Consider the following 8,570-nt stretch of genomic DNA (forward strand, 5'->3'; position numbering starts at 1 on the left):
ATCGGCGGTCTGGTTGATCAGCGCCTGCACCTGGCCGGGCCGCAGCTTTCCATTCTGCGGCGTCTGCGCATCGCCGTAGCGGCTGACGATCAGCGCGGCCACGCCGGTTACGTGGGGCGCGGCCATCGACGTGCCTTGCAGGTAGCGGTAGTACGCACCCGGAGCCGCCGGATCTTGGAACACGCCCGCTGCGTTTCTAAACGCCGCAGGATACGTCGAGAGCACGCGACCGTTGGGCGCTTGCGGCGTGAGCTGGAAGAGCGCGTCGCCGCCGGGCGCGGTGACGTCGATCTCGCCGACGCCGTAGTTCGAGTAGTACGACTTCTGCCGGAGGTTGCCGTTCGCCGATACGGTGATCACGCCCTCGACCTCGCTCGGAATACGGATGCACTCGTTGCCCAGCGGCGGACGCGCCATGTCCTGGTTGCTGTTGCCGCCCGACGCGACGATCGTCACGCCCTGGCTCAGCGCGTAGTGGATCGCGCGCTGCTCGGCTTTCCAGATCGCGTGCTGCTCCGGATCGTTCTTGCAGTTGTAGAGGAACGGATCGGCGAAGTAGCTGTTGTTCGTCACGTCAAAGCCGCGATCACCGGCCCACATGAACGAGCAGACGACCGCCTCAGGGTAGAAAAATCCTTGCGAGTCGGATGCTTTGATCGCCGCGAGACGGACGTTGGGAGCGACGCCGACGATGCCGATGCCGTTTGCGGCGGCTGCGATCGTGCCTGCCGTGTGCGTGCCGTGGCCGCTGTCGTCATCCCATGCAGCCGGTGCCTGGTTGGGCACGCCGCCGACGCACGAGACGCTGTTGGCAAAGTCCAGGTTGGGCACAAGATCGGGATGGCGGTAGTCGAGGCCGGTGTCGATGTCGCCGACGAGGACCGCGCGGCTGCCGCCGGTGATTGCGTGGGCTTGCGGCGCGCTGATCTGGCGCATATCCCACTGAAGGCCGCTGAACGTGTCGGCATCCGTGGCCGGAGCATTCGGCAGATCGCCTGGGGGGAGTCCGTCGTCGCCGTCGAGATCGTCGATGTTGACGCCGAATGCGGCGGTCGCGGCGGCACTCTCGATTCGGCTGTCTTGCAGCAGCGCCTCGCGGAAGCTGGGATTCGCCGAGCGTGCGATCACGACGCCGATCGCATCGTAGCCGTGAACGAAGACGCCATCCGCTGCGGCGATTATGGAGGCGACATCCGCTGGCACTGCCGCCGCTTTGTACAGCACGATATAGGTCTGTAGGGCGTCGGCGCGGATAACCTGAGCTGGTGAGACGGCAAGGCCCAGCAGCAGGCTGAGCAGGACGGGCAGGGCTGCTACGCGCAGCAGAGAGAGTCGTTTCACGTGCATCCTCCTAAAAGAGCGGTCTTTAACATCTGTGGGATTCCACGGTAGCTCATCGGCAATGACTGTTGCGCACGACTCCTTTCTTCGCTGAAAGTTGTTGTCGCTCACCGGTTAAAGCGGTGGGATGGTCTGCTGGTGGTAGAAACGACGAGTATGGTCGGGTCTACAGCGCATCGGTGAGCACGGCCCGTATGCATGATCTGTAGCACTCGCACGCGGTAGCAGTGGAAGAGTTTGACCGATTATAGAAGGATTGGGAGCCGTGTGTCAATGCCCAACTTTCGGCCTGACCCCCGGCTCCTGATCGCTTTGCTCCGCGTTCCACGTTCGGGGCTTCCCTCGGTTCCTGGTTTGTCCTGTGTTCCCTCGTTTTGTGTTCCTGTGTTCTCCCCCGGCCTAGCCTTCGAGCAGCAGCGTTTCGGGATCTTCGATCAGCTCTTTGATCCGCACCAGGAAGCGCACCGCCTCGCTGCCGTCGACGATGCGATGATCGTAAGAGAGCGCCAGGTACATCATCGGGCGGATCGCAACCTGTCCATTCAGCGCGACCGGACGCTCCTGTATCTTGTGCATGCCCAGGATGCCGACCTGCGGTGTGTTCAGGATGGGAGTTGACATAAGCGAGCCAAAGACGCCGCCGTTGGTGATCGTGAAGGTGCCGCCCTGTAGGTCGGCGAGCGAGAGCCTGGTTTCACGGGCGCGCTCGGCCAGATCAGCAATCTCGCGCTCTAGCTCGGCAAAGGTCTTGCGGTCGGCGTTGCGCACCACGGGCACTACCAGGCCCTCCTCCGCGCCCACGGCGATGCCGATGTCGTAGTAGTGCTTGATCACCAGCTCGTTGCCCTGGATTTCGGCGTTCAGATGCGGAAACGTTTTGAGCGCGCCAATCACCGCCTTGGTGAAGAACGACATAAAGCCCAGGTTGACGCCGTGCCGCTCGCGGAACGATTCTTTGCGCCGCTTGCGTAGCTCCATTACGGCGCTCATATCGACCTCGTTGAATGTCGTCAGCATCGCCGCCGTGTGCTGCGCCTCTACCAGCCGTTGCGCGATCGTCTGTCGTCGGCGCGACATCCGCACGCGCTCTTCGCGGCGGTCGCTCGCCGGGGCACTTGGTGCCGGAGCGGGCTGTGCCGCTGGTGCCGGAGCGGGCTGTGCCGCTGGTGCTGCGCCGGTCTGAACCCGCGCGGCGATGTCCTCCTTGGTGATCCGCCCGCCGGGTCCGCTGCCGGTCACACCGCTCAGATCGACGCCTTGCTCCGTAGCCATCCGCCGCGCTACGGGCGTGATCGGCGGTGCCGCAGGCTGCCGCTTGGTAGACTCTTCTGCCTGGGCGGGCGCTTCTGCCTGGGCGGGCGCTTCCTGCGTGGCGGGCGCTGTGGTGGACTCTTTTGCCTGGGCGGGCGCTTCCTGGGGCGCTGGCGCTGCGGCTGCGCTGCCGTCGGTTTGGAGCGTGCCGATCGTATCGCCAATGCCGACGTTCTCGCCCTCACGCTTGATGATCCGCTCCAGCAGGCCGGTCTGCTCGGCCATCACCTCGATGTTCACCTTGTCAGTCTCAAGCTCGACCACCGGCTCTCCAGCGCTGACCTGCTCGCCTTCGCGCTTGAGCCACCTGCCGATCGTTGCCTCGACGATCGACTCGCCCAGCGCCGGAACTTTTATCTCAACCGCCATCGGTTTCTCCTGTCCGCTAGTCGTGTACAGTGACAGCCTGAGCGCTGCCTTCCAGCGCCGCCGTGATGATCCGCGTTTGCTCGACGGTATGCAGCGCCAGCGAGCCTTCCGCCGTGCTCGCGGCCTCGGCGCGTCCCGCGTACTGAAGCTCGATGTCGCGGCTCAGCAGCTCGCCCAGCCTGGGCGCGACGAAGCTCCACGCGCCCATGTTACGCGGCTCCTCTTGCAGCCAGACGATCTCGCCGAGCTTCGGGAAGCGCTCGATCGCCGCGCGCAGATCTTCGCCTGGGAACGGGTACAGCTCCTCCACACGCACGATCGCCAGATTGTCGGCTGCGGCCTCTTCGGCTTTGGCGATCAGATCGACGTAGACTTTGCCGCTGCACAATATCAATCGCGTCACCTGCTCGTCGCGCCCCACTCCCAGCGTCTCGACGATCACTGGCTGAAACCGCCCGTCCGCCAGGTCGTCGAGCGCTGCCGCCGCGCGTGGGTGGCGCAGCAGGCTCTTAGGCGTCATCACCACCAGCGGGCGCGGGCTACGCTCAAGCAGGGCGGCCTGTCGCCGCAGCAGGTGGAAATACTGCGCTGCGGTGGTGCAGTTGGCGACGCGGATGTTGCCGTCGGCGGCGAGCTGAAGGAAGCGCTCAAGCCGGGCGCTGGAATGCTCCGGCCCCTGGCCTTCGTAGCCGTGCGGCAGCAGCAGCACCAGCGAGGGCGTCTGGCCCCACTTGGCCCGCCCCGACACGATAAACTGGTCGATGATCACCTGCGCGCCGTTGGCGAAGTCACCGAACTGGGCCTCCCACAGCACCAGCACGCCGGGCGCGTGCATGCTGTAGCCGTACTCGAAGCCGAGCGCCGCGTTCTCCGACAGCGGGCTGTTATGCACGGCAAAGGTCGCGCTGGCTGCTGGTAGCGCCTGATGCGGCGCGTAGCGCGCGCCGGTCTTGACATCGTGCAGCACGACATGGCGCTGGCTGAAGGTGCCGCGCTCGCTGTCCTGTCCCGTCAACCGGATCGGCGTGCCGTCGGCGAGGATCGAGGCAAAGGCCAGCGTTTCGGCATGGCCCCAGTCGATCGCGCGGCCCTCTTGTAGCGCGTCGCGGCGACGTTGAAGCGCCCGCTCCAGCTTGGGATGCGGCGTGAAGCCTTCGGGTCGTTCCAGCAGCGCGTCGTTGAGTTCGCGGAGACGCTCTGCGGGCACTGCCGTCGCGATGCCCTCCATCTCCGGCGGCGCTGGCTCGTGCGGCGTCGTCTTGTACTGATCCGGCTGCTCGGTCGCCTGCTGCCGCGCCTGCTTGAGCTGCTCCTGTACCTGCGCGACCATCGCGTCGGCCTCGGCGCTGGCGATGACCTCCTGACGCTCAAGCTCCTGCGCCCAGAGCGCGCGCACGGTCGGATGCTTGCCGATCCGCTCGTACATCATCGGCTGCGTGAACGTCGGCTCATCGCCCTCGTTGTGGCCCCAGCGCCGGTAGCCGACCAGATCGATCAAGAAGTCTTTGCCGAACTGCTCGCGGTAGGTGTAGGCCATGCGCGCCACGGCGATACAGGCGTGCGGATCGTCGGCGTTGACGTGGACGATCGGGATCTCGAAGCCTTTGGCAAGATCACTGGCGTAGAGCGTCGAGCGCGTGTCGCGCGGCTGGGTGGTGAAGCCAAGCTGATTATTAATGATGATATGGATCGTGCCGCCGGTGTGGTAGCCGACAAGCTGCGAAAGGTTGAGCGTCTCCGCGACGACGCCCTGGCCCGGAAACGCCGCGTCGCCGTGGATCAGCACCGCCAGCGACGCATGAGGATCGCCGCTGGGCGCGCCCTGATGATCGCGCTGCTCCTGCGCGGCGCGTGCGCGGCCCTCGACCACCGGGTTAACAAACTCAAGGTGGCTCGGATTGGGCGCTAACGTCAGCGGCATCTGCTCCACGCCACTTTCTTTGTAGGCCCTGCGCGCGCCAAGGTGATACTTCACGTCGCCGGTCCAGCCGGTTGAGCCTTTGCCTTCGGGCGATGCCCCCACGTCGCGCGCCGCCGCCTGGAACTCGGCCAGGATCGCCGCGTAGGGCTTGCCCAGCACATGCGCCAGCACGTTCAATCGCCCCCGGTGCGCCATGCCCATAACGACTTCGCGCGTCCCGGCGGTCGCCGCGTTGCGGATGATCGTGTCGAGCATCGGCACCAGCATGTCGTTGCCTTCGATCGAGAAGCGCTTTTGCCCGACAAACGTTTGATGCAGGAAACGCTCGAAGACCTCGACCTCGGTCAGGCGCTGAAGTAGCTCGCGCTTGCGGTCGGCGTCGAAGTGTTGGAAGAAGCGGCGGCTCTCGACCGCCTCGCGAATCCAGGTGCGCTCCTGGTGGTCTTGAATATGATCGGTTTCGTAGCCGACGCTGCCCGAATAAACCTGCCGCAGCCGCTCGATGGCCTCAAGCGCATTGCGCGCGCCCTCGACCAGTGGCCCGCGCACGATCTCGGCGGGCAGTGCGGCAAGATCGGCCTCGGTTACGTCGTGCGTGGCGGGGTCGAGTCCCGGATCGCCCGGCGGATCGCTGCCCAGCGGATCGATGCGCGCCGCAAGGTGGCCCAGCTCGCGGATATAGCGGATCAGCCGCGCCGCGCCGACGGTACGGCTCACGTCCAGCGGGCTGCGCTCTGCTGCCTGTGCCGGAGTCGCGGGCGGAGCAGCGGTCGCGCTTGCTGGCTCAGGCGGCCTCCACCGCTCGAAGAATGCCCGTGTCTCCGGATCGACCGACTGTGGATCGCGCTGGTAGTGCTCGTACAGCTCCAGCGCATAGCCAGCGTTTGGCCCGTGAAATAGCGTAAAGTCGCTCATCCTTAACCCTGTACCTTCCGTCGCCGCAGCATTGTGCTACTCGACCGCCGGCAGCACGATGCCCCGGCTTTCGCCGAAGCCGACCCGTACAGCGCCGGAGCGCTCGCAGGAGCCGCGCATGATCACTTCATCGCCGTCCTGCAAAAATTTTCGTGTCTCTCCGGTCGGCAGCTCGATCGGCTCAGCGCCGCGCCAGGTCAGCTCAAGCAGGCAGCCGCGCGCGTCTTTGTCCTCGCCCGAAACCGTGCCGCTCGCCAGCAGATCGCCTGGGCGCAGGTTACAGCCGTTGCTGGCATGATGCGTCAACATCTGGGCGATCGTCCAGTACATGCCGCCGAAGCTGCTGCGGCTGAGACGCAGCGGCGCAATGCCCTGCTCGCGCATCTGCCGCGATGCCAGATAGACCTCGATCGTCATGTCGATGCCGCCCTGGTCGCGGTTCTCGTCAAGGTCGAGGTAGGGTAGCGGCTGCGGATCGTCGGGGGGGCGCTCGAATGCCGGGCTGCGAAATGGCGCGAGCGCTTCCAGCGTGACGATCCACGGCGAGATTGTGGTCGCAAAGCTTTTGGCGAGAAACGGCCCCAACGGCTGGTATTCCCAGGTCTGAATATCACGCGCCGACCAGTCGTTAACCAGGCACAGGCCAAAGATGTGCTGCTCGGCCTGATCGATCGTGATCGGCTGGCCCAGCGGATTGCCAGGTCCGACGAAGAATCCGACCTCTGCCTCGTAGTCCAGCAGCTTGCACGGCCCGAAGCTCGGATGCTGCGCCTGCGGATCGCGGGTCTGGCCCTTGGGTCGGCGCACGGCAGTTCCACTGGCGACGATCGAGGAGGCCCGCCCGTGATAGCCGATCGGTACGTATTTGTAGTTGGGCAACAATGGGTTGTCGGGGCGGAACATGCTGCCGACGTTCGTGGCGTGATGCACCGAGGCGTAGAAGTCGGTGTAGTCGCCGATCTCAACCGGCAGCAGCAGCTCGGCCTCGGCGATCGGCACCAACATTGTGTCGCCGATCTGCCGATCGCGCTGGTAGGCTGCGCTATCCGCCCGCAGAAGGCGGCTGATCTGCTGCCGCAGCGCCGACCAGGCGGCTGGCCCAAGCGACATCAGCCCATTGAGCGACGGCGCGGCACACGCCTCCGCAGCCGGACCATCCAACAAGCCCTGGCGCAGGCATGTGCTGATGTCAAGAACGTGATCGCCGATTGCGACGCCCACCCGTGCGGCTTCGCTCGTACCTGCCCGCCGGAACACGCCGAACGGTAGATTCTGGATCGGAAAATCGGTTGCCGGATCGTGCGCTGATTCGACCCAACTGCGCAGGTGCGGATCGTGTGTCTCGTTGAGGGCGTATGTCATACAAGCTGCATCGCTTTCAACTCGTCGATCGGCTCTTGGAACGAGCAAGAGCCAAACGATATGGCGAATTGTTGCCGTACCTGTGACAGGACATCGGTATCGAGCCGATGGTTGCGCCATAGAATGCCGCTGTCTTCAAACCGGAATGCCTCAGCCGACTCTTCGAGCAATACCTGCATTGCGCCATCAACATCCATTCCAGCAGCCACGAACGCGGTGCTCAGGAACACGTTGAGGAATCCGTACATCGTTCCGGTGGCGCTATCGTGATCGTAGGTCAGGCGATAGACCGAGCGCAGCGGATGATGCAGGCCAGCCGTTGCTTTGAAGGGCACGCCCGACGTCACACAGGCATCGATAAAGCGGATAAGATCGCCGGGATCTGGAAACATCTCCTGGCGCGTACCGCCCGTCCGCACTTTCGCGCAGCCGCCTACCCGCCCGATCGCATTGATCAATGATTGAGGATCGGACGCGATCGGGATCTCGAAGTACGCCGTGAAATCGCCTCCGATGAGCTGCATGGCTGAGAGGACTTCTTCAGCGCTCGCAGCCTTCAGCTCGATCGTGTCGATCTGCGCCGCGCCTTGATCTGCTCTCGTATGACGCCGGTTGAATGCCTGAATCGCAGCCAGATCAGACTTCAGATCGGCTGTGCCAAGCACGCTGAGGTGCCACGGGTCGACGCTGGCATCGCGTGGGAGAAGATCACGCGATGCGCCTTCAAACTCGCTCAGCCGCGAAACCGGCAGAATAAAACGTCCAAGCGCCCAGGCATCTTCTTGCTGGCGGTACTCCGCGTAGCTGGCAACGGCAGGCTGCATGGCGAGGGCGGCTGGAGGAAAAAGGCCAGCGTAGTCGATGATCTGTTTCATCAGGATGTGAATCGAATACATAGCTGAACCTTGCCTTGTAGGTAGCGCAAACGCTACTGGTTGTCGCGCTGCTATTCTAGCATGGCTCCTGAGTATGGGCGTAGCCGGAGCACGATTCGATCGGGCCTGCCTATCACCAAACATTAACTTGACAAACCAGGAGTCCGTGATATACTGCGTGCTCTCGCTTCGAGGACATGTTTTTGGTGACAAAGCGCTGTTCGATCGAGCGAGAGTGAGCGGAAACGTACTGCCAAATACGATTTGACAAACGATTGTCCGGGTGGTACACTACGCTTCGTCGTCAAACGACGACATCACAGTCTCGCCTCCTTAGGAGGCAGACCGCCACAATCGGGACCGATGCATCGAGCGGTGTTCGCACGCCCTCGATTTTTTATCGCCGCCCGGTGGCGCGCACCTGACCAACTGACGTGTGATGCGTGACCCTGAACGAGAACCTCGGTTCTCACTTT

5 protein-coding genes are annotated in these 8,570 nt (G+C 64.0%); all 5 read right to left on the minus strand.

Annotated elements, in window-relative coordinates; all coding sequences use genetic code 11:
• On the minus strand, positions 1–1,341 hold a 1,341-nt coding region (locus tag VFZ66_25340), incomplete at its 3' end, for a S8 family serine peptidase (protein ID HEX6292536.1).
• 399 nt (positions 1,342–1,740) lie between these two features.
• A complete protein-coding gene (odhB, locus tag VFZ66_25345) occupies positions 1,741–3,021 on the minus strand; it encodes a 2-oxoglutarate dehydrogenase complex dihydrolipoyllysine-residue succinyltransferase (GenBank protein HEX6292537.1) in 1,281 nt (426 codons plus the stop codon).
• A 16-nt stretch (positions 3,022–3,037) separates the two neighbouring features.
• Entirely contained in the window at positions 3,038–5,857 is a 2,820-nt protein-coding gene (locus VFZ66_25350) for a 2-oxoglutarate dehydrogenase E1 component (protein HEX6292538.1), read from the minus strand.
• Between the two features lie 36 nt (positions 5,858–5,893).
• Positions 5,894–7,219 (minus strand): fumarylacetoacetase, encoded by a 1,326-nt coding sequence (gene fahA / locus VFZ66_25355; protein HEX6292539.1) that lies wholly within the window; start codon positions 7,217–7,219, stop codon positions 5,894–5,896.
• Complete coding sequence (locus VFZ66_25360) at positions 7,216–8,115, minus strand: hypothetical protein (GenBank protein HEX6292540.1); 900 nt, start codon at positions 8,113–8,115, stop codon at positions 7,216–7,218. Before VFZ66_25360 ends, fahA begins: the two co-directional genes overlap by 4 nt.
• Positions 8,116–8,570: the final 455 nt, after the last annotated feature.

Source organism: Herpetosiphonaceae bacterium, assembly GCA_036374795.1.
Classification (GTDB): domain Bacteria; phylum Chloroflexota; class Chloroflexia; order Chloroflexales; family Kallotenuaceae; genus LB3-1.